At 50.3% G+C, this 292-nt stretch carries 1 protein-coding gene; it reads right to left on the bottom strand.

What is annotated here, in order from left to right; translation table 11 throughout:
• A partial coding sequence (locus SAY88_RS24890) for a hypothetical protein (RefSeq protein WP_332635103.1) occupies window positions 1-260 on the bottom strand: 260 nt, incomplete at its 3' end.
• Window positions 261-292 lie beyond the last annotated feature (32 nt).

The following is a 292-nucleotide window of genomic DNA, read 5'->3' as shown; positions in this document are numbered from 1 at the left end:
ATGACGACTACTACAACTTTGTTCTTCCTGTTCGTGGTGGGCTCCTTCGTGGGTCTGTCCATGGCCGCTGAATGCACTTTGACCGGCTCTGAGTCGAAAAGGTCGACCTGCGAGAGTTCTGCCCTGACCACCAGCAAGTTGTTCGACAGCACTCTTAAGGATTCCACTTTGACCAACAGCCAGGTCACCGATAAGAGCGTCGTCTTGAAAAGCACCCTCACCGATTCGCAAATCTCTAACTCAAAGTTGACAGATTGCACAATTACGGGCTCCAAAATTGACGGGAAGGAAT

Origin of the sequence: Halalkalibacter flavus, assembly GCF_036663575.1 — a bacterium.
Taxonomy (GTDB): domain Bacteria; phylum Bacillota; class Bacilli; order Bacillales; family Bacillaceae_D; genus Halalkalibacter; species Halalkalibacter flavus.
Note: the sequence above shows the minus strand (reverse complement) of the source record. Positions and strands in the feature narration are given on the sequence as shown.